Annotated in this window: 3 protein-coding genes; all 3 read left to right on the top strand. The window is 74.1% G+C overall.

Annotation, left to right across the window (positions count from 1 at the left end):
- Nucleotides 1-6: 6 nt before the first annotated feature.
- Genes Cs7R123_RS30685 through Cs7R123_RS30675 form a run of 3 tightly spaced genes read left to right on the top strand, consistent with a single transcriptional unit; the run spans nucleotide 7 to nucleotide 26,965 of the window.
- A complete protein-coding gene (locus Cs7R123_RS30685) occupies nucleotides 7-4,971 on the top strand; it encodes a non-ribosomal peptide synthetase (RefSeq protein ID WP_244872245.1) in 4,965 nt (1,654 codons plus the stop codon).
- Nucleotides 4,968-26,030: a non-ribosomal peptide synthetase gene (locus Cs7R123_RS30680; protein WP_212831609.1), complete on the top strand. Its 21,063-nt coding sequence runs from the start codon at nucleotides 4,968-4,970 to the stop codon at nucleotides 26,028-26,030. The genes Cs7R123_RS30685 and Cs7R123_RS30680 overlap by 4 nt, the downstream gene beginning before the upstream one ends.
- Entirely contained in the window at nucleotides 26,027-26,965 is a 939-nt protein-coding gene (locus Cs7R123_RS30675; RefSeq protein WP_212831600.1) for an ornithine carbamoyltransferase, read from the top strand. Before Cs7R123_RS30680 ends, Cs7R123_RS30675 begins: the two co-directional genes overlap by 4 nt.

The raw sequence follows: 26,965 nt of genomic DNA, 5'->3' as shown, positions 1-26,965 counted from the left end.
TACGCGATGGACGCCATGACGGCAGCGCCGGTCGACCCGACCCGCGACGACCTGCCTTCGCTGCTGCACCACCTCGTCGCGCGCCAGGCCGCGACGACCCCGGAGGCCATCGCGGTCGTCGACGGCCCGCGCACCCTGTCCTACGGGGAACTGGACCGCCGGGCCAACCAGCTGGCCCACCTGCTCGCCGGCCGGGGCGTCGGCCCCGAGAGCCTGGTGGGGGTATGCCTGGAGCGAGGCTTCGACCTCGTCACGGCGCTGCTCGGGGTGTGGCGGGCCGGTGGCGCGTACGTGCCGCTGGACCCGTCGCACCCCGCCGAGCGGCGCGACTGGATCCTGACCGACACCGCCGCCCGGGTGCTGCTCACCTCCGGCGGCATCGAGGGCGGCACCGGCGCCGCCGAGGTGATCCGGCTGGACCGGCCGGGCCTGCTCGACGGCCTGCCGGACACCGACCCCCGCGCCGCCGTCGCCCCGGACGCCCCGGCGTACGCCATCTACACCTCCGGCTCGACCGGGCGCCCCAAAGGCGTCGTGATCACCCACGCCGGTATCGCCAACCGCGTCGCCTGGACCATCACCCGCCACGGGCTCGGGCCCGCCGACCGGGTGCTCCAGAAGACGTCGATCAGCTTCGACGCCGCCGGGTGGGAGTTCTTCGGCCCGCTGTCCAGCGGCGGCACCGTCGTGCTGGCCCCGATCGGCGCCGAGCGCGACCCCGCGCAGATGGTCGCCGCCGTCGCCGAGCACGGCGTCACCGTGCTCCAGGGCGTGCCGTCGGTGCTGCGCCTGGTCGCCGACGAACCCGGCTGGGCCGCCTGCGACAGCCTGCGCCTGGTCTTCTCCGCGGGCGAGCCGCTGCACGGCGAGCTGGCCGCGCGGCTGCGCGGCGGGCGCGACCGCGCCGTGTGGAACACCTACGGCCCGACCGAGTGCTCCATCGACGTCAGCGCGTACGAGGTGGACCCGGCGCTGACCGCCGGGCCGGTGCCGATCGGCCGCCCGATCGAGGGCATGCGCCTGCTGGTGCTCGACGACGAGGGCTTCCCCGTGCCCGTCGGCATGGCCGGTGAGCTGCACGTCGGCGGCGTCGGCGTGGGCCGCGGCTACCTCGGCCGCCCCGACGCGACCGCCGAGCGCTTCGTCCCCGACCCGTACGGCCCGGCCGGGCAGCGCCTCTACCGCACCGGTGACCAGGTGCGCTGGCGCGCCGACGGGGTGCTGGAATACCTGGGCCGCGGCGACGACCAGGTGAAGATCAACGGTGTCCGGATCGAGCCCGCCGAGATCGAGGCGGCGCTGGCCGGGCACACCGGGGTCCGCTCGGCCACGGTCACCGCGTACACCGACGCCAGCGGCACCAAGCGGCTGGCCGCGTACGTGGTCAAGCGCACCGAGCTGGACAGCTCCGGCCTGCGCGAGTGGCTGTCGGCGCGGCTGCCCGACGCGCTCGTCCCGACCACGCTGCGGTTCCTGGAGACGCTGCCGCTGACCCCCAGCGGCAAGGTCGACCGCAAGGCGCTGCCGCCCATCGACGAGCCCACCCGCCGCGAGTACGTCGCCCCGCGCACCGCCTCCGAGCAGGCCGTCGCCCAGGCCTGGCAGGACCTGCTGGGCGTGCCGACCGTCGGCCTGCACGACGACTTCTTCGAGCTCGGCGGCTCCTCCCTGGTGCTGACCCGGCTGGCCAACCGCCTCAACACCCACGCCGACGGCCGCATCGCGCTGCGGAGGCTGTTCCGCGCCGTCACCGTGGAGTCCCAGGCCCGGCTGCTGGACGAGTCCGCCGGCGAGCAGGTCCGTGCCCTGGTGCCGGCCGACCGCGCCGCCGCGCTGCCGCTGTCGTTCGGCCAGCACCGGCTGTGGTTCCTGGACCAGATGCACCCCGGCAGCCCCGAGTGGGTGTCGCCGCTGTTCCTGCGCCTGCCCGCGATCTACTCCCCGCAGCTGGTCCGCCAGGCGCTGCGGCAGCTCGAACAGCGCCACGAGGCGCTGCGCACCCGCTACGCCACCGTCGGCGGACAGCCGACCCAGGTGATCGCCGAGGCGGGCGACGTCGAGCTGCGTATCGCCGACGCCACCGAGACGGAGCTGCCGCAGCTGTTCGCCGAGCAGTTCCAGCGCGGCTTCGACCTCGCGCAGGGCCCGCTGTGGCGGGCGATGCTGGTGCGGGTGCCCGGTGCCGACCACGTGCTGCTGGCCACCGTCCACCACATCGCCTCCGACGGCTGGACCACCGTGGTGCTGGAGCGCGACCTGCGCGAGCTGTGCGCCGCCCTGGCCCAGGACCGCCCGGCCGCCCTGCCCGCCCTGCCCGTCCAGTACGCCGACTACGCCGCCTGGCAGCGCGCCGAGTTCACCGACGCCGCCCTCGCCGCCGACCTCGCCTTCTGGCGGCAGAACCTGGACGGGCTGACCCCGCTGGACCTGCCGCTGGACCGGCCCCGCCCGGCCGAGCGCGACAGCCGCGGCAGCGGCGTGCGGGTCAACCTGCCCGCCCCGCTGGCCGCCGCCGTCACCGAACTGGGCCGCGCCGCCGGCGCCACCCCGTTCATGACCCTGCTCGCCGGGTTCGCCGCCGTGCTGGCCCGCCAGGCCGGGCAGTGGGACCTGCCGGTGGGCACCCCCGTCGCCGGGCGGCTGCGCCCGGAGGTCGAGCACGTCGCCGGGTTCTTCCTGAACTCGCTGGTGCTGCGCTGCGACCTGCGCCCGGACATGGGCTTCACCGAGGCGGTCGCCCGCGCCCGCGAGGTCTGCACCACCGCGTTCGCGCACCAGAGCGTGCCGTTCGAGCGGGTCGTCGACGAGCTGGTGCCCGTGCGCGACCTGTCGCGCACCCCGCTCTACCAGGTCGCCTTCGACCTCCAGGACGAGGGCGGGACCAGCGTCGTGGCCCGGGACGCGGTCGCGATGGAGGCGTTCCAGCGCGCCTGGGGCGTGGCCAAGACCGACCTGACCCTGTTCATGTGGCGCCGCGAGGACGGCAGCCTCGACGCCGCGTTCGAGTACGCCACCTCGCTCTTCGACGAGGCGACCGTGCAGGCGCTGGCGGACCGGTTCGTCCGGCTGCTGGAGCTGGCCGCCGCCGACCCGGCCGCGCCGCTGGGCGGGCTGGACCTGCTCACCGAGGGCGAGCGGGAGCGGCTGCTGGTGTCGTACAACGACAGCTTCGCCCCGCGCACCGGCGCCTCCGTGCTGGACCTGTTCGAGGCCCAGGCCGCCACCCACCCCGACCGGGTCGCGGTCGCCACCGAGACCGGCACCGTCTGCTACGCCGAGCTCGACGCCCGCGCCAACCAGATCGCCCACCAGCTGCGCGCCCTCGGCGTCGACCGGGGCTCGGTGGTCGCGGTGCTGCTGGAGCGCGGCACCCGGCTGCCCGCCGCGATGCTGGGCGTATGGAAGGCGGGCGCGGCCTACCTGCCGGTCGACCCGTCCTACCCGGCCGAGCGCGTCGCGCAGATGCTCGCCACCGCCGGGGCGACCATGGTCGTCACCCAGGCGTCCTACGCCGACCGGTTCGAGGTCCCGTCGCTGCTGGTCGACACGCATGCGCTCATGATCGCGGCGTCGCCGGCGCAGCGGCCCGGCCGCGCCACCGATCCCGAGGAGCTGGCGTACGTCATCTTCACCTCCGGTTCGACCGGCACCCCCAAGGGCGTCATGGTCACCCACCGGGGCCTGGCCAACCACGTCGTGTGGGCCGCCGAGGAGCTGGCGTCGCAGGGCGAGCACGGGGCGCCGCTGTTCTCGTCGTACGCGTTCGACCTGGTCGTGCCGAACCTGTGGGGGCCGCTGGTCACCGGGCAGGCGGTGCGGATGCTGCCGCCCGACGCCGACGCCACCCAGCTCGGCAAGCTGCTGGCCGAGGCCGGGCCGTACAGCTTCATCAAGCTGACCCCCGGTCACCTGGAACTGCTCGGCCACCAACTCGACGACGCCCAGGCCGCGGCCCTGGCGCCGATCATCGTGGTGGCGGGCGAGGCCCTGCCCGGCACCCTGGCGACCCGCTGGCAGCACCTGCTCGGCCCCGGCCGCCTCGTCAACGAGTACGGCCCGACCGAGGCGTCCGTCGGCACCTGCATCTACCCGGTGCACGCCGCGCAGGACGTCGAGGTGGTCCCGATCGGCTACCCGCTGCCCAACATGGCCATGCACGTGCTCGACGCGGGCATGCGGCTGCTGCCGCCCGGCGTGGTCGGCGAGCTGTACGTCGGCGGCACCGGCGTGGCCCGCGGCTACGCCCACCGCCCCGACCTGACCGCCGAGCGCTTCCTGCCCGACCCGTACGGCCCGGCCGGCAGCCGCCTCTACCGCACCGGCGACCTGGCCCGGCGCCTGGCCGACGGGGCGGTGGAGTTCCTCGGCCGCATCGACGACCAGGTCAAGATCCGCGGCTACCGCATCGAGCTCGGCGAGATCCGGGCGGTGCTGGAGACCCACCCCGGCGTGCGCACCTGTGCCGTGGTGGTGGCCCAGCGCCCCAACGGCGAGAAGCAGCTAGCCGCGTACGTGGTCGGCGACACCGCCGACCTGGCCGCGCACTGCGCCGTCCACCTGCCCGAATACATGATCCCCAGCGTGTTCGTGGCGCTGGACGAGCTGCCGCTCAACGCCAACGGCAAGGTCGACCGGGGGGCGCTGCCCGACCCGTTCACCGCGTTCGCGGCCGAGCAGTTCGAGGCGCCCAGCACCCTGGCCCAGGAACGCATCGCCGCGATCTGGAGCGAGCTGCTCGGCACCCCCGCCGTCGGCGTACGCCAGAACTTCTTCGCCCTGGGCGGCCACTCCATCCTCGCCGTGCGGCTGGTGTCGCGCCTGCAGGAGGAGTTCGACCTCGACCTGTCGATCCGGCTCATCTTCGAGCGGCCCACCGTCGCCGGCCTGGCCGAGGCGATCGAGGACCGCATCTGGGCAGAGGAGTCCGCCCTGCTCACCTCTTCCACGTCCGCTAAGGAGCACCAGGCATGACCAGCACCGCAGACCGCGCGCAGTCCCGCGAGGAGCTGATCCGCCGCCGCCTGTCGGGCCAGTCCGGCACCCGCCGCACGCGCATCCCCGCCGCCGACCGCACCCGGCCGCTGCCGCTGTCCTTCGGCCAGCAGCAGATGTGGTTCCTCAACCGGCTGGAGCCCGACAGCGGCGAATACCTGGTGCCCGTGGTGCTCCGGCTCACCGGCGCCGTCGACGAGGCCGCCCTCGCGGCGGCCTGGCAGGCGGTGCTCGCCCGGCACGAGATCCTGCGCACCCGCTACGAGCTGGCCGACGGCGACCCGGTGCAGGTCGTCGACGCCGCCCGCCCGCTCGACCTGCCCGTCACCGACCTGACCAAGGTGGCGAAGAAGAAGCGCGACGCGCAGGTCGCGGCGCTGGTCGACGAGGAGGCGCTGACCGGGTTCGACCTGGAGCGGCAGTGGCCGGTCCGCGGCCGCCTGATCCGCCTGGCCGCCGACGAGCGCATCCTGGTCACCGTCTTCCACCACATCGCCTGCGACGCCTGGTCCACCGAGGTGTTCGTCCGCGAGCTGGGCGCCCTGTACGCAGGCGACGCCCCGGCCGCGCCGCAGGTGCAGTACGCCGACTTCGCCGCCTGGCAGCGCACCCAGCTGTCCGGCGAGCACCTGGAGCGGCAGCTCGGCTACTGGCGGCACCGGCTGGCCGACCTCAGCCCGCTGGAGCTGCCCACCGACCGGCCCCGCCCGGCCCGCCGCGACTGGCGCGGCGGCTCGGTCCCGATCGTGCTGCCCGCCGACGTCGCCGCCGGGGTGCGCAAGCTCGCCGCCGCGGCCGACACCACCGTCTTCGTCACGGTGCTCGCCGCCTACCAGGCGCTGCTGGCCCGCTACACCGGCGCGGGCGACGTCGCGGTGGGCACGGTCGTGTCCGGCCGCGGCCGCCCCGAACTCCAGCAGATGATCGGGTACGGCATCAACAGCCTGGTCATGCGCGCCGACCTGTCCGCCGACCCCGCCTTCGCGGCGCTGCTCGACCAGGTCCGCGGCACCGTGCTGGACGCCTTCGACCACCAGGACACCCCGTTCGCGCGGCTGGTCGACGAACTCCAGCCCGACCGCGACATGTCGCGAACCCCGCTCTACCAGACCGTCTTCACCATGCACGAGCAGCGCACCGGCACCGCCGGCGGCCCGATCGGGATCGAGCCGGTCGCCGCCGGGTTCCAGGTGTCCAAGGTCGACCTGACCCTGCACCTGGAGGACCGCCTCGACGGCGGCCTGGCCGGCCGGTTCGAGTACGCCACCGCGCTGTTCGACGCCGCCACGATCGAGCGGATCGCGGGCAACCTGGTGCGCCTGCTGCGCCACGCGGTCACCGACCCCGAGGCCCGGATCAGCACCCTGGAGGTGCTCGGCGCCGACGAGACCGCGCTGGTCACCACCGGCCCGCTGCGCGCGGCCGACCCGGCCGCGCACCGCACCCTGCACGAGCTGTTCGAGCAGCGCGTCGCCGCCACCCCGGACGCCGTCGCGGTCACCTGCGGCACCGAGTCGCTGACCTACGCCCAGCTCAACGCCGAGGCCAACCGGCTGGCCCACCACCTGCGCGGCCTCGGCGCCGGCCCCGGCACCCTGGTCGGCGTCTGCCTCGACCGCGACCCGCGGCTGGTCCCGGCGCTGCTCGGCGTGCTCAAGTCCGGTGCGGCCTACCTGCCGCTGGACCCGTCCGTGCCCGCCGACCGGCTCGCGTTCCTGCTCGAAGACGCCCGCACGGCGCACGTCGTCACCGACACCGCCCGCGCCGGGCTGCTCGGCGGCTTCACCGGCCACACCGTGCTGCTCGACACCGACACCGTGCTGCTGGCGGCCCAGCCGGACACCAACCCGGCGCCGACCGCCACCGCCGACGACCTGATCTACGTCATCTACACCTCCGGGTCGACCGGCAAGCCCAAGGGCTGCGAGCTGACCCACGCCAACGTGCACCGGCTGTTCACGGTCACCGATCGGCTGCCGGAGTTCCGGTTCGGCGCCGACGACGTGTGGACCCTGTTCCACTCGTACGCGTTCGACTTCTCCGTCTGGGAGCTGTGGGGCCCGCTGCTGTACGGCGGCCGCCTGGTCGTCGTGCCCTTCGACGTCGCCCGCTCCCCGGAGGAGTTCCTCGACCTGCTCGTGGCCGAGCGGGTGACCGTGCTCAACCAGACCCCGTCGGCGTTCCGCGGCCTGGTCACCGCCGCCGCCGACGGCGACCCGCGCGTCGACCGGCTCGCCCTGCGCGCCGTCGTGTTCGGCGGCGAGAAGCTGGAACTGGGCGACCTGCTGCCGTGGACCGACCGGGTCGGGCTGGACCGCCCGGTGCTGGTCAACATGTACGGCATCACCGAGACCACGGTGCACACCACGTTCCGGCCGATCACCGCGCAGGACATGGCCGTGCCCGGGGTGTCCCCGGTCGGCGGCCCGCTGGACGACCTGGCCGTGTACCTGCTCGACCCGTACGGCCGCCCGGTCCCGGTCGGCGTCGCGGGCGAGATCCACGTCGGCGGCCCCGGCGTGGCCCGCGGCTACCTGCACCGGCCGGAGCTGACCGCCCAGCGGTTCGTGCCCGACCCGTACGGCCCGGCCGGAAGCCGCCTGTACCGCTCCGGCGACCTGGCCCGGCGCCTGGCCGACGGCAGCCTGGAGTTCCTGGGCCGCATCGACGACCAGGTCAAGATCCGCGGCTACCGCATCGAGCTGGGCGAGATCCAGGCGGCGCTGGCCGCCGTGCCCGGCGTGCGCGAGGCCGTCGTGATCGTCCGCGAGGACGTCCCCGGCGACAAGCGCCTGGTCGGCTACGTCGTCCCCGACGGCGGCGAGCTGCCCTCGCCCACCCAGATCCGCACCCAGCTGGGCCGGACCCTGCCCGACTACATGGTCCCGACCGCGTACGCGGCCGTGTCCCGCATCCCGCTGACCGCCAACGGCAAGCTCGACCGCAAGGCGCTGCCCTCACCCGACCGCGCCGCCGCCACCGCGGGCACCGAGTACGTCGCCCCGCGCACCCCGGCCGAGGAGCGCATCGCCGCCGTCTGGCAGCGTGTCCTCAAGGTCGAGCGGGTCGGCGTCGAGGACGGCTTCTTCGACCTCGGCGGCGACTCGATCCGCGCCGTCGCCCTGGTCGGCGCCCTGCGCGCCGAGTCGTTCGACGTCGCCGTGCGCGACGTGTTCGAGCACCGCACCGTCGCCGCCCTGGCCGAGCTGGTCACCGGCCGCCCGGCCCCGGCCGAGCCGGTCCCGGTGGTCGCGCCGTTCACGCTCATCTCCGAACTCGACCGGGGCAAGCTGCCCGCCGGGGTCGTCGACGCGTACCCGCTGTCGCAGGTCCAGGCCGGCATGATCGTGGAGATGCTGACCGGCGACGGCCAGCACAACTACCACAACGTCACCTCGTTCCGGATCCTCGACGAGCAGCCGTTCTCCGCCGACGCCCTGGCCCGCGCCGCCGCGACCGTGGTCGCCCGGCACGACGTCCTGCGCACCGGCTTCGACCTGATCTCGTTCTCCCAGCCGCTCCAGCTCGTGTACGACCACGCCGTCATGGCCAGCGGCGGCACCGACCTGCGCGGCCTGGACGCCGCCGGGGCCGAGGCCGCCCTGCGCGCCCACGCCGCCGCCGAGCGGGCGACCCTGTTCGACCTGGCCCGGCCCACCCTGTTCCGGGTGCACGGGCACCAGGTCGACGGCGGCGCCTGGTGGCTGTCGGTCACCGAGTGCCACGCCATCCTCGAAGGCTGGAGCCTGCACTCGCTGCTGATGGAGCTGCTGGAGTGCTACCGGGCGTACAACGGCGGCGGCGAGCCCGCCGACCGGGAGCGGCCGCCGGTCCGCTACGCCGACTTCATCGCCGCCGAACTGGAGGCCCTGAAGTCCGAGGACAGCCGCGGCTACTGGCGGGACACCGTCTCCGGATACCCCCGCTTCGACGTGCCGACCGGCTGGGGCGACGGACCCGACGCCCCGCGCGAGATGTACGTCCTCGCCGCGCCCTACCACGACCTCGACCACGAGCTGCGCGCCTTCGCGGCCCGGACCAAGGTCTCGTTCAAGTCCGTGATGCTCGCCGCGCACCTGAAGGTGCTCAGCCAGCTCACCGAGGCCGAGTCGTTCTCGGCGGGCCTGGTCTGCGACGCGCGCCCGGAGATCCTCGGCGCCGACCGCGTCTACGGCATGTACCTCAACACGCTGCCGTTCGGCTTCGACCGCACCGCCCGCACCTGGCGCGACCTCGTCGCCGACGTGTTCGCCCGCGAGGTCGCGCTGTGGCCGCACCGGCGGTTCCCGCTGCCCGCGGTGCAGCGCGAGGCCGGTGGCGACAAGCTCATCGGCGTCTACTTCAACTACCAGGACTTCAACCAGGTCGACACCGACCTGGTCGACTACCAGGCCAGCATCGACGACAGCCCGACCGAGTTCCCGCTGACCGTGTCCAGCCGCGCGGGCGCGTTCATGCTCACCTGCAACAGTCGGCACGTCAGTCGGGACAACGCCAGGCGCCTGGCCGCGATGTACCGCGCGGTCCTGGAGGCGATGGTCGAGGACCCCGACGGCGACGCGCAGGCCGTCTACCTGCCCACCGTCGACGGGATCGTGCTCGCCGAGCACTCGCACCCCGAGCGCGGCGTGTCCGCCGACCCGTGCGTGCACGAGGTGTTCCAGGCCCGCGTCGCGGCCGCCCCGGACGCGGTCGCGGTCGAGTTCGAGGACACGTCCCTGACGTACGCCCAGCTCAACGCCAAGGCCAACCGCCTGGCCCACCACCTGCGGTCCCTCGGCGCCCAGCCGGAGACCCTGGTCGGGGTGTGCCTGGACCGCGGCGCCGAACTGGTGCCCGCGCTGCTGGGCGTGCTCAAGTCCGGCGCGGCCTACCTGCCGCTGGACTCGGCGCAGCCCGCCGACCGCCTCGGCTTCATGCTCACCGACGCGGCCGCCCCGGTCGTGGTCACCCAGCGCGCCCACGCCCACCTGTTCGACGGGTACGCCGGGACGCTCGTGCTCGTCGACGAGACGTCCTTCGACGACCAGCCGTCGCACGACCCCGAGGTGCGGTCCACCTCCGACAACCTGATCTACGTCATCTACACCTCCGGCTCCACCGGCCGCCCCAAGGGCGTCAGCCTGACCCACGCCAACGTGCTGCGGCTGCTGCGCATCGCCGAGGAGCACTACCACTTCGGACCCGACGACGTGTGGCCGCTGTTCCACAGCTACGCCTTCGACGTCTCGGTGTGGGAGCTGTGGGGCTCGCTGCTGTACGGCGGCCGCCTGGTCGTCGTCCCGCGCGAGGTCACCCGCGCCCCGGAGGAGTTCCTCGACCTGCTGACCGAGCGCGGCGTCACCGTCCTCAACCAGACCCCCTCGGCCTTCCGCGGCCTGGTCGGGCTGGCCCGCGACGGTGACCCCCGCATCGACGCGCTGCGCCTGCGCGCGGTCGTGTTCGCGGGCGAGAAGCTGGAGTTCGCCGAGCTCCAGCCGTGGACCGACCGCCTCGGCTTCGCCGCCCCGCGCCTGCTCAACATGTACGGCATCACCGAGACCACGGTGCACACGACCTTCTACGAGGTGCGGCCCGCCGACATCCTCAGCGGCGGCAACCCGGTCGGCTACCCGCTGGCCGACCTGACCGTGCACCTGCTCGACCAGCGCGGCCACCTGGTCCCGATCGGCGTCGCGGGCGAGATCTACGTCGGCGGCCCCGGCGTGGCCCGCGGCTACCTCAACCGGCCCGAGCTGACCGCGCAGAAGTTCGTGCCCGACCCGTACGGCCCGGCCGGCTCGCGCCTCTACCGCTCCGGCGACCTGGCCCGGCGCATGCCCGACGGCAGCCTCGAATTCCTGGGCCGCATCGACGACCAGGTCAAGATCCGTGGCTACCGGATCGAGCTCGGCGAGATCCAGGCCGCGCTGCGCGCCCACGAGGGCGTCCGCGACGCCGTCGTGATCGTCCGCGAGGACGCCCCCGGCGACAAGCGGCTGGTCGCGTACTACACCGCCGCCGACACCACCCCCGGCGCGGCCGAACTGGCCGCCCACGTCGGCGCGCACGTCCCGCCGTACATGGTCCCGGCGGCGTTCGTCGCGATCGAGAAGATCCCGATGACCGTCAACGGCAAGCTGGACCGCCGCGCCCTGCCCGCACCCGAGCGCGACTCGCTGCGCTCGGACCGCGAGTTCGTCGCCCCCCGCACCGACGGCGAGCTGCGGCTGGCCGGGGTGTGGCGCGACGTGCTCGGCGTCGACCGGGTCGGCGTGCACGACAGCTTCTTCGAGCTGGGCGGCGACTCGATCCGCGCGGTCGCGCTCGTCGGCGCCGCCCGCGCGGCGGGCTTCGACGTCGCCGTGCGCGACGTGTTCGAGCACCAGACCGTCGCCGAGCTGGCCGAACTGCTCGGCGGACGCACCGCGCCGGTCGAGGTGTTCGCCGCCGTCGCGCCGTTCGAGCTGATCAGCGCCGCCGACCGGGCCGCGCTGCCCGAGGGCGTCGCCGACGCGTACCCGATGGCGCAGGCGCAGGTCGGCATGCTCGTCGAGATGCTGGCCGGGGACGGCGGCAACGCCTACCACAACGTCACCTCGTTCCGGATCGCCGACGACCAGCCGTTCTCCGCCCCGCACTTCCACGCCGCCGCCCAGCGCGTCGCCGCCCGGCACGAGATCCTGCGCACCGCGATGGAGCTCACCGCCTACTCGGTGCCGCTCCAGCTCGTGTACGCCACCGCCGAGATCCCGGTGACCGTGCACGACCTGCGCGGCCTGGACGCCGAGGCGCAGCGCGCCGCGGTCCGGCAGTACCTGACCGGCGAGCGCGGCGTCCTGTTCGACCTGGCCACGGCGCCGCTGCTGCGGTTCGCGGTGCACCTGCTGTCGGACGAGGCCTACCGGGTCACCTTCACCCAGTCGCACACCGTCACCGAGGGCTGGAGCTACCACTCCATGCTGGTCGAGCTGCTCGACTGCTACCGCGCCCTGCGCGCGGGCACCGAGCCGGTCGAGCCGGAGCCCGCGCCGGTCCGCTACGCCGACTTCATCGCCGCCGAGCTGGCCTCGCTCGCCTCGGCCGAGCACCGGGCCTACTGGCGCGGCGTGGTCGCCGACTTCCCGCGCCACGCCATGCCCCAGGGCTGGCAGGACGCGGGCGTCGCCCGCGAGGCGATCCGCGGCGGCGTCTCACTGGCCCGGTTCGAGGACGGGCTGCGCGCCCTGGCCACCCAGGCCCGGGTCTCGGTCAAGGCCGTGTTCCTGGCCGCGCACCTGAAGGTGCTCAGCCAGCTCACCGAGGCCGACACCTTCTCCACCGGCCTGGTCTGCGACGCCCGGCCCGAGGTCCTCGGCGCCGACCGTGTCTACGGCATGCACCTCAACACGCTGCCGATCGGCTACCGGCGCGGCGCCCGTACCTGGCGCCGGCTCGTCCAGGACGTCTTCGCCCGGGAGGCCGAGCTGTGGTCGCACCGCAGCTTCCCGCTGCCCGAGGTGCAGCGCGAGGCCGGCGGCGAGCGGCTGATCGACTGCATCTTCACCTACCTGGACTTCCACGTCCTGGACGGCGAGCAGGTCGACGCCGACGGCACCATCGGCGACAGCCCGACCGAGTTCGACCTGTCCGTCACCACGATGGGCGGCTACCTCGGCCTGAGCAGCCACACCGGCGTCCTCAACCGCCAGCACATGAACCGCCTGTCGCTGATGTACGAGGCCGTGCTCGCCGCCATGGCGGCCGACCCCGACGGCGACGCCCAGGCCGTCTACCTGCCCGAGGCCGAGCGCCGCGAGCTGGCCCGCTGGGCCCGGCCGGAGGAGTTCCCCGCCGACACCACGGTGGTGGAGCTGTTCGCGGCCCGGGTGGCGGCGGCACCGGACGCGGTCGCGGTGGTCAGCGGCGGCGTCGAGCTGACGTACGCGCAGCTCGACGCCAAGGCCAACCGGCTGGCGCACCTGCTGCGCGCCAAGGGCGCCGGGGCGGAGTCGCTGGTCGGCGTATCGCTGGAGCGCGGCCCGGAGCTGATCCCGGCCCTGCTCGGCGTGCTCAAGGCGGGCGCGGCATACCTGCCGCTGGACCTGTCCCAGCCGACCGAGCGCCTGGCCTTCATGGTCGCCGACGCCGGGGCCCGGGTGGTCGTCACCACCTCGGCGCACGCCGAGCGCTGGGTCGACTTCGACGGCGAGCTGGTGCTGGCCGACCGCGCCTTCGAGGCCGACCTGCCGGAGTCCGCCCCGGACCCGGTCGCCGAGCCCGGCAACCTCGTCTACGTCATCTACACCTCCGGCTCCACCGGCAAGCCGAAGGGCGTGAGCCTGTCGCACGCGAACGTGGTGCGGCTGTTCGCCTCCTCGGAGCGGCACTACCACTTCAACGGCGACGACGTGTGGGCGCTGTTCCACAGCTACGCGTTCGACGTGTCGGTGTGGGAGTGGATGGGCTGCCTGCTGTCGGGCGGCCGCCTGGTGGTCGTGGCGCAGGACGTGGCCCGGTCGCCGGAGGACCTGCTGGACCTGCTGGTCTCGCAGCGGGTGTCGGTGCTGTGCCAGACCCCGTCGGCGTTCCGCGGCCTGGTCGCCCTCGCGGCCACCGCCGACCCCCGGATCGACACGCTGAACCTGCGCGCCGTCATCCTCGCCGGTGAGAAGCTCGAAGGCGCGGAGCTGCGCCCCTGGGTGGACCGCAAGGGCCTCACGTCGCCTGCTCTGATCAACATGTACGGCCCCACCGAGGGCACCGTCTACGACACCTTCCACACCCTCACCGAGTACGACCTCAACCCGGCCTCGGGCAGCCGCCTCGGCCACCCCCTGGCCGACGTGGCCGTCCACATCCTCGACGCCAACGGGTACGACGTCCCGGTCGGCGTCTCGGGCGAGATGCACCTCGGCGGCGCGGCTGTCGCCCGCGGCTACCTCAACCGCCCGAGCCTGACCGCCGAGCGGTTCATCCCGGACCCGACGGGCACCGGCACCAGGCTCTACCGCACCGGTGACCTGGCCCGCCGCATGCCGGACGGGACGATCGACTTCTTCGGCCGCATCGACGACCAGGTGAAGATCCGCGGCTACCGGATCGAGCTGGGCGAGATCCAGGCCGTCCTGTCGGGCCTGCCCGGCATCAAGGAGGCCGTGGTCGTGGTCCGCGAGGACGTCGCGGGCGACAAGCGCCTGGTGGCCTACGCGGTGCCGTCCGGTGCCGAGGTGCCCAAGGCCGCCGAGGTGCGCAAGCTGCTGGCGCGCAGCCTGCCGGAGTACATGATCCCAACGGTCTTCGTCCCGCTGGCGGCGCTGCCGCTCAACAACAGCGGCAAGCTCGACCGCAAGGCGCTGCCCCACCCGGAGCAGGGCATGCTCACCGCCGACCGGGAGTACACCGCCCCGGCCGGCCCGGTGCAGGAGGCCCTGGCCCAGGTCTGGGCGCAGGTGCTCGGGCTGCCGCGCGTCGGCGCCGAGGACAGCTTCTTCGAGATCGGCGGCGACTCGCTGCGGGCCGTCGCGCTCGTCGGCGCCGTGCGCGCCGCCGGGTTCGACGTCTCGGTGCGCGACGTGTTCGTGCACCAGACCGTGGCCCGCATCGCCGCGCTGGTCGGCGGCCCGGCGGCCGCGCCCGGGTTCACCCCGGTCGCGCCGTACGCGCTGGTCGGCGACGCCGACCGGGCGCTGCTGCCCGCCGACGTCGTCGACGCCTACCCGGTGACGCAGGCGCAGCAGGGCATGGCCGTGGTCGCGCAGAACACCGGCGACCAGGCGTACCACATCGTGTCGGCGTTCCGGATCAGCGACAGCGGCTTCGCCGCCGCGGCGCTGCGCTCGGCCGTCGCCGAGCTGGTGGCCCGGCACGAGACGCTGCGCACCACGTTCGCGCTCAGCGGCTACTCCGTGCCGCTGCAACTGGTGCACGCCGGGGCCGACGCCGAGGTGTCGGTCTTCGACACCGCCGACGCGCACGACGGCTACCTGGCCGCCGAGCGGACCCGCCCGTTCGCGATCGAGCACGCCCCGCCGCTGCTGCGGGTCGCCGCCCACCAGGACGGCCCGGACGCGTGGTGGCTCACCCTGACCGTCAGCCACCTCGTGGTCGGCGGCTGGGACTTCAACTCGCTGCTGGCCGAGCTGGTCGACACGTACCGCGCGCACCGCGACGGCACGGTCGCGACCGGTGCGGAGCTGCCCGAGGTCCGCTTCGCGGACTTCGTCGCCGCCGAGCAGCAGTCCCTGGCCGACCCGGCCGACCAGCGGTACTGGGCCGACGTGACCGGCGGGTACCCGTCGTTCACGCTGCCCGCGGGCTGGTCCGGCCGGGCGGGCGCGCGGCCGGTGAAGGTCCGCGCCGCCTACCACGACCTGGAGCCGCAGCTGCGGGCCCTGGCCGCCACGGCGCAGGTCTCGCTGAAGGCGGTGCTGCACGCCGCGCACCTGAAGGTGCTCAGCCAGCTCACCACCGAGCCGGTGTTCAGCACCGGCCTGGTCTGCGACGCGCGCCCCGAGGTGCTCGGCGCCGACCGGGTGCGGGGCATGTACATCAACACCCTGCCCTTCGCGTACGACCGCGGCGCCGCGACCTGGCACGACCTGGTCAAGCAGGTCTTCGACCGGGAGAACGAGCTGTGGCCGCACCGGCGGCACCCGCTGCCCGCCATCGTCCGCGCCGCGGGCGGCGGCCTGCGCCTGGACGTGACCTTCAACTACCAGGAGTTCCGCCAGGTCGAGCAGGGCCCGATCGACGTGCGTGACAGCGTCGGCGGCGGCGCGACCGAGTTCGCCCTGTCGGTGAGCACCGCGGGCGGCCACGTCGTGCTGACCACCGCCGTGCTGACCCCGGCCGACGCCGACCGGCTGGCCGGCATGTACCGCGCGGTGCTGGCGTCGATGGCGGCCGGTGGGGCGGGCGACGCCCGTGCCACGTACCTGCCCGAGGGCGAGCGCGAGCAGATCGTGCGCGCCGGGACCGGCCGGGTGACCGACCTGTCGAAGCTGCCGAAGACCGCCTACCAGGTGTTCGAGGCGCGCGTGGAGCAGGCGCCGACCGCCGTCGCGATCACCAGCGAGGGCGTGGAGCTCACCTACGCCGAGTTCAACGCCCGCGCCAACCGGCTCGCGCACCACCTGCGCGCGCTCGGGGTCGGCCCGGACGTGATGGTCGGCGTCTGCGCCGGCCGCTCGATCGAGCAGGTCATGGCCGTCATCGCGATCGCGAAGGCGGGCGGGGCGTACGTCCCGATCGAGCCGGAGTACCCGGCCGAGCGGCTGCGCTTCATGATCGAGGACGCGGCCACCCCGATCCTGCTCACGCAGCGGGAGCTGGTGGCGTCACTGCCGGAGACCGACGCCCGGGTCGTCGTGCTGGACGAGCCGGAGGTCTGGGCCGACCAGCCCGACACCAACCCGGTGTCGGTGTCCGAACTCGACCACGTCGCATACGTGATCTACACGTCGGGTTCGACCGGCCGCCCGAAGGGGACGCTGAACACCCACCTGGCGCTGCTCAACCGGGCCGTGGTGGCCGGGCGTGAGGCGTTCCGGCTGGACTCGGCCTCGACCGTGCTGCTCAAGGGCGAGATCGGCTTCGACCTGGCCGTCGGCGAGGTGTACGGCACGCTGTGCGTCGGCGCCCGGCTGGTCGTGGCGCAGCCCGGCGGCCACCGCGACCCGGCGTACCTGCGCGACCTGATCATCGCCGAGGACGTCACCATGTTCTACTCGGTGCCGTCGATGCTGGCCGTGCTGCTGTCCGAGGGGCTGGAGCGCTGCTTCAGCCTGGAGCTGGTCGAGGCGATCGGCGAGGAGCTGCCGATCGACACCGCGCGCCGGTTCCGGGCGCTGCTGCCCTGGTGCGAGCTGGTCAACGCGTACGGCCCGGCCGAGGCCGCGATCGAGGTCAGCACCTGGGACTGCACCCAGGACGGCCTGGCCGCGGTGGACCGGGTGCCGATCGGCACGCCGTACCCGAACGTGCAGCTGTACGTGCTCGACCAGTACATGCAGCCGCTGCCGGTCGGGGCACCCGGCGAGCTCTACATCGCGGGCGTCGCGCTGTCGCGCGGCTACCACGGGGCGCCGTCGCTGACCGCGGCGAAGTTCGTGCCCGACCCGTTCGACCCGGCCGGCGGCCGGGTGTACCGCACCGGCGACGCCGCGAGCTGGCGCGCCGACGGCACGCTGGACTTCCACGGCCGCATCGACACCCAGATCAAGCTGCACGGCGTCCGGATCGAGCTGGGCGAGATCGAGGTGGCGCTGCGCGCCTGCACCGGGGTCGCCGACGCGGCCACCACGGTGCACACCGACGAGCGCGGCCGCCGCAGCCTGGTCGGCTACGTCGTGCCGCAGGCCGGTGCCGAACCGACCCCGGCGCAGCTGCGCGAGCAGCTGAGCGAGGTACTGCCCGAGCTGATGGTGCCCACCGCGTACGTCCGCCTGGCGGCGCTGCCGCTGAGCCCCAACGGCAAGCTGGACCGCCGCCTGCTGCCCGCACCTGACGCCGACGCCTACACCGCCGTGGAGTACGTCGCGCCGCGCACCGAGCTGGAGGAGCGGCTGGCCCGCATCTGGGGCGACGTGCTCGGCATCGACGCCCCCGGCGTCGAGGACAGCTTCTTCGACCTGGGCGGCGACTCGATGCGGGCCGTGGTCCTGGTCGGCGCGCTGCGCAACGCGGGCTTCACCACCTCGGTGCGCGACGTGTTCGCGGTGCGCACCGTGGCCGGGCTGGCCCGGTCGCTGGGCGTCTCCGACACGGCCGTCCACGCCGTGACGGCGCCGTTCGCGCTGCTGTCCGACACCGACCGGGCACTGGTCCCGGCCGGGGTCACCGACGCCTACCCGATGTCGCAGATCCAGCTCGGCATGATCGCCGAACTGGCGGCCGGGGACGGCGACGGCACCTACCACAGCGTGCTGTCGCACCGGGTCCGCGACGGGCGCCGGTTCGACGCCGACGCGTTCCGGGCCGCGGTCGCGCACGTGGTGTCGCGGCACGAGGTGCTGCGCACCTCGTTCGCGGTCACCGGGTACAGCGTGCCGGTGCAGCTCGTGCACGCCGACGTCACCGCGCCGGTGACCGTGGTCGACGGGCGGAGTCTGTCCGCCCCCGAGCAGGTCGACGTGCTGGAGGCGTTCCTGGGCGCCGAGCGCGCCACCGCCTTCGAGCTGGAGGCGGCCCCGCTGCTGCGGGTCGCCGCCCACGTCGAGAGCGACGACGCGTGGTGGCTGACGTTCACCATGTGCCACGCCATCACCGAGGGCTGGAGCATCAACACGCTGCTGGCCGAGCTGCTGGCCGCGTTCGACGCCCTGCGCGACGGCACGGCCCCGGCGGCCGAGGCGGCCCCGGCGGCCGAGGCGGCCCCGGCGGTCCGCTACGCCGACTTCATCGCCGGCGAGCTGGAGTCCCTGGCCTCGGCCGGGGACCGCGACTACTGGAACGGCATCGTCGCCGGGCACGCCCGGTTCGCGCTGCCGGGCGGCTGGCAGGACCGCGACGCGGCCCGCGAGCCGCTGCACGCCACGGTCGACTACCGCGACCTGGAGCCGAGCCTGCGCGCGGCGGCCACCGCCGCCCAGGCGTCCTTCAAGGCCGTGCTGCACGCGGCCCACCTGAAGGTGATGAGCCAGCTCACCGACGAGCAGGCGTTCTTCACCGGCCTGGTCGCCGACGCCCGGCCCGAGCTGCCCGGCGCCGAGCGGGTGCACGGCATGTACCTCAACACGCTGCCGTTCGCCCACGACCGGTCCGCCCGCACCTGGCGCGAGCTGATCACGGCCGTCTTCGAGCGCGAGATCGAGCTGTGGCCGCACCGCCGCTACCCGCTGCCCGCGATCCAGCAGGCGACCGGCCGCAACCTGATCGAGGTCTTCTTCAACTACCAGGACTTCTCCCGGACCGCCTCGAACAGTGAAGGCGGCGGCCAGGTGCAGGCCCGGATGGGGGAGGGCTCGACCGAGTTCGGCCTGGAGGTGATCGCCCGCGACGGCGCGTTCACCCTGTCCACCGATACCGGCCTGCTCAGCCCCACGAGCCTGGACCGGGTCGCGGCGATGTACCGCCTGGTGCTCGCCTCGATCGCGGCCGACGTGGACGGCGACGCCCGCCCGGTGCACGTGCCCGAGGCCGAGCGCCGCGAGGTGGCCCGCCGGGCCCGGCCGGAGGTGTTCCCCGCCGACACCACGGTGGTGGAGCTGTTCCAGGCCCGGGTCGCGGCGGCGCCGGACGCGGTCGCGGTCGGGTTCGAGGACACGTCGCTGACCTACGCCGAGCTCAACGCCAAGGCCAACCGGCTGGCGCACCACCTGCGGGGCCTGGGCGCCGAGCCCGAGACCCTGGTCGGGGTGTGCCTGGACCGGGGCGCCGAGCTGATCCCGGCGCTGCTGGGCGTGCTCAAGTCGGGTGCGGCGTACCTGCCGCTGGACACCTCGCAGCCCGCCGAGCGGATCGGGTTCATGCTCGACGACGCCCGCGCGGCGATCGTGGTCACCCAGCGCGTGCACGCCCACCTGTTCGACGGGTACACCGGCAAGCTGGTGCTGGTCGACGACGCCCTGGACGCCGAGCCGGCACACGACCCGGCCGTGGTGTCCACCCCGGACAACCTCGTCTACGTCATCTACACCTCCGGCTCCACCGGCAAGCCCAAGGGCGTGAGCCTGTCGCACGCGAACGTGGTGCGGCTGTTCGCCTCCGCCGAGCGGCACTACCACTTCGACGGCGACGACGTGTGGGCGCTGTTCCACAGCTACGCGTTCGACGTGTCGGTGTGGGAGTGGATGGGCTGCCTGCTGTCGGGCGGCCGCCTGGTGGTCGTGGCGCAGGACGTGGCCCGGTCGCCGGAGGACCTGCTGGACCTGCTGGTCTCGCAGCGGGTGTCGGTGCTGTGCCAGACCCCGTCGGCGTTCCGCGGCCTGGTCGCCCTCGCGGCCACCGCCGACCCCCGGATCGACACGCTGAACCTGCGCGCCGTCATCCTCGCCGGTGAGAAGCTCGAAGGCGCGGAGCTGCGCCCCTGGGTGGACCGCAAGGGCCTCACGTCGCCTGCTCTGATCAACATGTACGGCCCCACCGAGGGCACCGTCTACGACACCTTCCACACCCTCACCGAGTACGACCTCAACCCGGCCTCGGGCAGCCGCCTCGGCCACCCCCTGGCCGACGTGGCCGTCCACATCCTCGACGCCAACGGGTACGACGTCCCGGTCGGCGTCTCGGGCGAGATGCACCTCGGCGGCGCGGCTGTCGCCCGCGGCTACCTCAACCGCCCGAGCCTGACCGCCGAGCGGTTCATCCCGGACCCGACGGGCACCGGCACCAGGCTCTACCGCACCGGTGACCTGGCCCGCCGCATGCCGGACGGGACGATCGACTTCTTCGGCCGCATCGACGACCAGGTGAAGATCCGCGGCTACCGGATCGAGCTGGGCGAGATCCAGGCGGTCCTGTCGGGGCTGCCCGGCGTCAAGGAAGCGGTCGTGGTCGTCCGCGAGGACACCGCCGGGGACAAGCGCCTGGTCGCCTACGCGGTCCCGTCCGGCGAGGAGGTGCCCAAGCCCGCCGAACTGCGGCGCATGCTGGCCCGCAGCCTGCCGGAGTACATGATCCCGAGCGTCTTCGTCCCGCTGGCGGCAATGCCGCTCAACAACAGCGGCAAGCTGGACCGCAAGGCGCTGCCCCACCCGGAGCAGGGCATGCTCACCACCGAGCGCGACTACCTCGCCCCGCGTACGCCCATGGAGGAGCAGCTCTGCCTCATCTGGGCGCAGGTGCTCGGGCTGCCGCGCGTCGGGGTCCGCGACAGCTTCTTCGACGTCGGCGGCCACTCGATCCGCGCGATCGCGCTGGTCGGCGCGCTGCGGGCGGCGGGTTTCGCGGCCACGGTCCGCGACGTGATGCAGTTGCAGACCGTCGAGGCGCTGTGCGCGGCGCTGACCGAGCGCACCGGCCCGGTCGAGGACGACACCCTCGTCGAGCCGTTCGCGCTGGTGTCGCCGGAGGACCGGCAGCGCCTGCCCGAGGGCCTGACCGACGCGTACCCGCTGTCGCAGGTGCAGCTCGGCATGCTGGTCGAGCTGATGGCCGAGAACGAGACGCGCAACTACCACAACGTGGCGTCGTACCGGATCCCGGACACCGAGCCGCTGGACGGCGACGCCCTGCGGGCGGCGGTGCAGCTGGTCGCGGGCCGGCACGAGGTGGTCCGCACCTCGGTCGACCTGACCAGCACCGCGGTGCCGCTCCAGCTCGTGAACGCCACGGTCACCGTGCCGGTGGCCGTGCAGGACCTGCGGCACCTGCCGGAGGCCGACCGGGACGCGGCGCTGCGCGAGTTCGCGCAGCAGGAGTACCGCATCCCGTTCGACGTCACGGCGGCGCCGCTGCTGCGGGTGCACGCGCACCTGGAGAGCGACACGCACTGGCGGCTCGGGCTGACCGTCTGCCACGTGATCCTGGAGGGCTGGAGCCTGCACGGGCTGCTGCTGGAGATCCTGGACGCGTACCGGCAGCTGCGCCGCGACGGCGCGGCGGTGCTGCCGGAGCTGCCCGAGGTCCGGTTCGCCGACTTCGTCGCCGGTGAGGTGCAGGCCCTGGCCTCGCCGCAGGACCAGCAGTACTGGCAGGGGCTCATCGACAGCCACGCCAAGTTCACCCTGCCGCCGAGCTGGGGCGACGCGAAGTCGCCGCTGGAGAGCTACACGGTGCGGGTGCGGCTGTTCGACCTGGAGCACGAGCTGCGCGCGATGGCCTCGCGCAACCGGGTGTCGTTCAAGAGCCTGCTGCACGCCGCGCACCTGAAGGTGATGAGCCAGCTGACCGAGGAGCCCCGGTTCTACACCGGCCTGGTCTCCAACAGCCGGCCCGCGGTGCTGGGCGCCGAGCGCGTCTACGGCATGTCGCTGAACACCCTGCCGTTCGGGTACGACCGCTCGGCGCGCACCTGGCGCGAGCTGGTGCAGCTGGTCCACGCCCGCGACGTCGAGATGTTCCCGCACCGGCGCTACCCGGCCCCGGCGATCCGGCCGGCCAACGGCGGCGGCGAGCGGCTGCTCGACGTCTACTTCACCTACCACGACTTCGACGAGGTCGTGGGCGACCAGGTGGAGGCGGACGCCACCATCGGCGCGGGCACCAACGAGTTCCCGCTGTCGATCGCGACCGAGCCGGGGCACCTGCTGATCCGTACCAACACCAAGGCCCTGACCCGGCCCAACGCGGACCGGCTGGCGGCCATGCTGCGGCTGGTGCTCCAGGCGATGGCGGCCGACGACTCCGGCGACGCCACCGTCACCCTGCTGCCGCAGGCGGAGCTGGCCGACGTCCTGGCCACCTGGAACGACTACCCGGCGCCGCCGGTCGTCGCCTCGGTGCTGGAGATGTTCGAGGCCCAGGCGGCGGCGCGGCCGGACGCCGAGGCGGTCACCGGCGCGACCTACGCCGAGCTGGAGGCGCGGGCCAACCGGTTCGCCGCCCACCTGCGGGCGCTGGGCGTCGGGCGGGAGGACGCCGTCGGCGTCCTGCTGGACCGCGGCGTCGACCTGGTCGCGGGCTTCCTCGGGGTGTGGAAGGCGGGCGGCGCGTACCTGCCGATCGACCCGTCGTACCCGGCGGAGCGGGTGGCGTACATGCTGGCCACGGCCGGTGCCAAGGTGGTGCTGACCGACACCGCGTCGGCGGACCGCTTCGGCGGCGACCTGGAACTGGTGCTGGTCGACCGCGACACGGCGGCGATCGCCGCCCGCCCGGCCGACTTCACCCCGCGCCCGATCGACCTGGACCAGCTCGCGTACGTCATCTTCACCTCCGGCTCGACCGGCCGCCCCAAGGGCGTGCAGGTCACCCACGGCGGGCTGGCCAACCACGTCCGCTGGGCGGCCGAGGTGCTGGCCAGCCGGGGGACGGGCGGCGCGCCGCTCTTCTCCTCGGTCGCCTTCGACCTGGTGGTGCCGAACCTCTGGGCGCCGCTGGTGACCGGGCAGCGGCTGTGGCTGCTGCCGGCCGAGGCGAGCATCGAGGAGCTGGGCGCGCGCCTGGCCGAGGCAGGCCCGTTCAGCTTCATCAAGCTGACCCCGGGCCACCTGGACGTGCTCGCGGCGCAGCTGACCGCCGAGCAGGCCCAGGCGCTGGCCCCGGTGCTGGTGGTGGCCGGTGAGGCGTTCACCCGCCGCACCCTGGACGGCTGGACCGCGCTGGCCCCGGACGTGCAGATCATCAATGAGTACGGCCCGACCGAGGCGTCCGTCGGCACCTGCATCTACCCGGTGCACGGCCCGCAGGACTTCGACGTGCTGCCGATCGGCCACCCGCTGCCGCAGATGAAGATGTACGTGCTGGACGCCGCGATGCGCCCGGTGCCCGTCGGCGTCGTCGGCGAGCTGTACGTCGGCGGCTACGGCGTGACCCGCGGCTACGCCCGGCAGCCGGGGATGACCGCGGCGCGGTTCGTGCCCGACCCGTTCGGCGGACAGCCGGGGGTGCGGCTCTACCGCACCGGCGACCTGGCCCGGTGGCTGCCGTCGGGCGACGTCGACTTCGTCGGCCGCATCGACGACCAGATCAAGATCCGGGGGTACCGGATCGAGCTGGGCGAGATCTCGGCCGTGCTGGCCGAGCACCCCGAGGTCGCCGACGTGTTCGTCTTCGCCCACGAGGCGACGCCGGGGGACAAGCGCCTGGTCGCGTACTACGTGCCGGTCGACGGCGCGCAGCCGGACCTGGCCGCGCACAGCGCGACCCGGCTGCCGGACTACATGGTCCCGTCGGTGTTCATCCCGCTGGAGAAGATGCCGCTCAACGCCAACGGCAAGGTGGACCGCAAGGCCCTGCCCAGCCCGGAGTCGGCCGCCACGCACGAGTACGTCGCGCCGGTGACCGCCAACGAGCAGGCGCTGGCCGAGATCTGGGCCCGGGTGCTGAACGTGGCGCAGGTCGGTCTGCACGACCGGTTCTTCGCTCTCGGCGGCCACTCGATCCTGATCATCCAGGTGATCGCGGCGGCCCGGCAGGTCGGCCTGCCGCTGACGCTGCGGATGCTGTACCAGGACCTGACCCTGGCGGAGGTCGCGGCGCTGCTGCCCGATCCCGAGCCGGTGGCCGAGACCCCCGCGCCGGAGCCGGACCCGGAGCCGGTGCTCTCCCCGGAGATCGCCGCGCTGGAGGCGATCGAGGCGGCCGAGACGACCGCCGTGCTGGTCGCCGACGGTCCGCGCCAGGTGGCGCAGCTGTCGGTGCCCGCCGACGTCGACGCCGACCTGCTCAACGCCGCGGTCGCCGCGGTGGTGGCCCGCCACGGCTGCACCCGGCCCGAGCCGGTGCAGCAGGTCGCGGCCCAGGCCCGGCGCGGCCTGGCCGGGGTCGTCGGACGGCTGCTCGGCCGCGGCCGGGGTGCCGAACCGGCTGCCGACCCGGCCGAGCAGCGGCGGTCGCTGCTGCTGCGCGCCGGGCGCGACGAGTCGGCCAGGCTGCTGCTGGCCGTTCCCGACGATGCGATCTCCGACGCCGACTGGCCGGTGGTCGCGGCGGAACTCGCCGCCGCGTACCGGCAGCTCGCCGGGCAGCCCGTCCCGGCGGCGCAGCCCGCGGCCGTGCGGCGGGAGCACCTGATCGAGGTGGCCGCGCCGTCGGCGGTGCGCAGCGAGCGGTTCGCCGACACGGCCGAACCCGGCCGTACGCGGCTGACCACGGCCCTGTCCGTGGAGGCCACGGCGGTGCTGCTGCTGGCGGCGCCGTCCGGGCTGGACGCGACGCTGGCAGCGGTGCTCGGCCAGGCGGCCGCCCGCTGGGCGCCCGACGCGGTCCCCGCCGACGCCCCGGTGGCGCGGCTGACCTACCGGGGCGCCGGCGACCGTACGCCGGTGGACTGGCGGCTGGACCGGGTGCTCCGCCCGGCCGATCCGGCCCCGGACCGGATCGACGTGGCGGCGGAGGTGGTCGGCGGCGCACTGCGGCTGACCTGGGCGTACCGAACCGACGCGCACGCGGCGGCCCGGGTGCGGGAGCTGGCCGACGACACGCAGCGGCTGCTGCGCCGCCGTACCGGCCGGGCCGTGCCCAGCCCGGTGCCGGTGATGGCCCGCCACCAGGTGCCCGGCGCCAGCGTGGTGCTGATCAGCGACGGCGAGGTGGTCGAGGCCCGCGCCTACGGCACCCTCGTCGCGGGCGGCACCGACCCGGTCACCCCCGAGACGGTGTTCCACGTCGGCTCGGTGAGCAAGCACGTCACGGCGCTGGGCTTCCTGCGCCTGGCCGCCGAGGGCCTGGTGTCCCTGGACACCGACGTCAACGAGCACCTGCGCTCGTGGCGGGTGCCCGGCGGGGTCGTGATCACGGCCCGGCAGCTGCTGAGCCACCTGTCCGGGCTGACCCCGGTCGGCAACATCGGCTACCAGCCGGGCACCCCGGTGCCGCCGCTGGTGGACCTGCTGCGCGGCAGTGGCGCGATCACCACGCCGCCGGTCGTGCCGGACCAGGTGCCCGGCAGCGCGTTCCGCAAGGCCAACGTCCACTTCTCGGTGCTGCAACTGCTGATGGAGGACGTGACCGTGACCCCGTTCGCGCGGCTCATGGACGAGCTGGTGCTGCGGCCGCTGGGCATGACCGGCAGCAGCTTCGACCAGGACTTCCCGCGCACCTGCGGGCGGCCGGTGGCGCTGGGCCACGACCAGCACGGCACCCCGGTGCCGGGCGGCTGGCGGGCCCGGCTCGACCCCGCCGCGGCGGGCCTGTGGTCCACCGCGCCGGACCTGGCGCGGGTGGCCTGCGAGATCCGCGACGCCTACCTGGGCGGTCCCGCGAAGGTGCTGCGCCCGCAGGACGCCCGCGAGCTGCTGACCGAACACCCGGGCAGCTTCTACGGGCTCGGCAGCATCGTCGACGACAACGGCACCGAGATCGAGTACGGACACGGCGGCGAGCCGACCGGCTACCGCGCGATGGTCTTCAGCCGGCTGCACGCCGGAGTGGGAGGTGTGGTGCTCACCAACGGTGAATCGGGCAAGGAGGTCGTGCAGTTCCTGTCGGACACCGCGATGGGACGCAGCAACGAGTGGATCGAGGTGCCGCGATGAAGCCCCCGGTGCGGCACCTGATCTCCATCGAGGATCTCACCGACGAGGACCTGGCCGCGATCGTGGCCAGGGGCGTCCAGATGGCCGCGGGCGACCACGGCCAGCCCCTGGACGGGCTGGTGGCGGGGATCTACTTCGCCAAGACCTCGACCCGTACCCGCAGCGCGTTCTCCGCCGGGGCGCTGCGGCTCGGGGCGCGGCTGGTGTCGTACGGCCCCGGCGACCTCCAGCTGAACACGGGGGAGACCAGCGAGGACACCGGCCGGGTGTTCGCCGGGATGCTCGACGTCCTGGTGGCGCGCACGGCCGCCGACGAGGCCGAGATGCGGGCCTGGGCCTGCCAGGACCGCATGGCGGTGATCAACGCGATGAGCGCCCAGGAGCACCCGACCCAGGCGCTGACCGACCTCACCACGCTGATGCGGCGCTTCGGCCGGATCGAGGGGCTGCGGCTGCTCTACGTCGGCGAGGGCAACAACACCGCCACCGCGCTGGCGCTGGCCCTGACCCGGGTGCCCGGGTTCGAGCTGGAACTGCGTACCCCGCCGGGCTACGGCCTGCCCGCCGAGCTGCTCGACCGGGCCCGCAAGCAGGCCGCCGCGTACGGCGCGGTGATCACCGAACGGCACGACATGGACGACCTGCCCGTGGGCGTGGACGCGATCTACACCACGCGGTGGCAGACCACCGGCTCCAGCAAGCCCGACCCGGACTGGCGGGAGGTGTTCGCACCGTTCCAGGTGCGGCCGCAGCTGTGGCGGCACAGCCCGAACGCCCTGTTCCTGCACGACCTGCCCGCGCACCGGGGCGAGGAGGTGGCCGCCGAAGTCCTCGACGGCCCCGCCAGCATCGCGTTCGAGCAGGCCCACAACAAGATGTACAGCGCGATGGCGGTTCTGGAGTGGAGCCACCAGGTCACGGGAAGGATCTGCTAG

The organism is Catellatospora sp. TT07R-123, from assembly GCF_018327705.1.
Lineage (GTDB): Bacteria > Actinomycetota > Actinomycetes > Mycobacteriales > Micromonosporaceae > Catellatospora.
Note: the sequence above shows the minus strand (reverse complement) of the source record. Positions and strands in the feature narration are given on the sequence as shown.

What these genes read in the sequence shown, in the direction of transcription:
- Cs7R123_RS30685 (WP_244872245.1), top strand. Translation starts at nt 7, where the DNA reads ATGGACGCCATGACGGCAGCGCCGGTCGACCCGACCCGCGACGACCTG.
- Cs7R123_RS30680 (WP_212831609.1), top strand. Translation starts at nt 4,968, where the DNA reads ATGACCAGCACCGCAGACCGCGCGCAGTCCCGCGAGGAGCTGATCCGC.
- Cs7R123_RS30675 (WP_212831600.1), top strand. Translation starts at nt 26,027, where the DNA reads ATGAAGCCCCCGGTGCGGCACCTGATCTCCATCGAGGATCTCACCGAC.